This window comes from Mesorhizobium sp. M2C.T.Ca.TU.002.02.1.1, from assembly GCF_003997225.1.
The window spans coordinates 1-1,152 of sequence record NZ_RZTO01001252.1 but is presented as its reverse complement, the minus strand read 5'-3'; the positions used below and the strand labels follow the sequence as shown (position 1 = coordinate 1,152).

The following is a 1,152-nucleotide window of genomic DNA, read 5'->3' as shown; positions in this document are numbered from 1 at the left end:
AGCACGTCCTGGCCGTCGAAATGCGAGCGGTCGCGATAGCCGGTCGCCGCCGCATGCACGACCGCTCGCATTTCGACGGCCAGGACGTGCTGGAAAGCGGCCTTCCGGGTCCCGGCAACGCCACCACCGGCTGGCTCAACCGGGCCTTGGCCAGCCTGCCGGCGGGCGAGCGCGTGGCTAAGCTCGGCGGCCTGGCGGTCGGGCCTTCGACACCGCTGGTGATCCGCGGTGGCGCCCCCGTGCTCGGCTGGGCGCCGCAGGCCCTGCCGACGCCCGGGGATGCCTTGGCGGAGCGTGTGCTCGACCTCTACAACCACCGCGATCCGGTGCTGGCGGCAGCACTGCAGAAAGGGCTCGACGCCGATCGGATGGCGCTGGGCGACCAGATGGACGGCAAGACCATGAAGCCGAAAGGCGGCCTCGACAATGCCGCAGGCATGCGGCAGTCGGCACAGGGCGCGGCGAGGCTGATGGCGGCCGATGACGGGCCGCGCATCGCAGCGCTCGCCTTCGACGGCTGGGACACGCATGTCAACGAAGGCGGCGCCACCGGCCGGCTCGCCAATCTGCTCGGCGGCCTCGACGGCGCCTTCGAGGAATTCGAGAATGGGCTCGGCGAGCGCTGGAAGGACACGGCGGTGGTCGCCATCACCGAGTTCGGCCGCACGGCGCGCATCAACGGCACCGTCGGCACCGATCACGGCACCGGCACGGTGGTGCTGCTCGCCGGCGGCGCGATCAAGGGCGGCCGTGTCATCTCCGACTGGCCGGGACTGAAGCCGGCGCAGCTCTACGAAAGCCGAGACCTCGCGCCAACCAGCGATGTGCGGGCGGTGCTGAAGGGACTGCTCGCCGATCAGTTCGGGCTGTCGGCGGCGGTGCTCGGCGACAAGGTGTTTCCGGAGTCGGCGGCGGTGACGCCGATGCGGGATCTGGTGGCGTGAGCTTCGACGTGCCTGTCAGGGATAGGCGCCAGCGCCCGTCATTCGTCATCCACGGGCGGAGCAAGGAGCGAAGCGACGCGGCGCAGACCCGAGGATCCATTCCGTGACTTCAGAGCGCTGCGGCAGTGCAGAATTCTACTCCGCTGCACCCTTCGACCCAGGTAACGGAATGGACCCTCGGGTCTCCGCGTCCGCTTCGCTCCCGCTC

The 1,152-nt window shown here is 70.1% G+C and carries 1 protein-coding gene; it reads left to right on the top strand.

Going from position 1 to position 1,152, the window contains the following annotated elements:
* On the top strand, window positions 1-944 hold a 944-nt coding region (locus EOD07_RS35205), incomplete at its 5' end, for a DUF1501 domain-containing protein (protein WP_127238422.1).
* Between the last annotated feature and the right edge of the window lie 208 nt (window positions 945-1,152).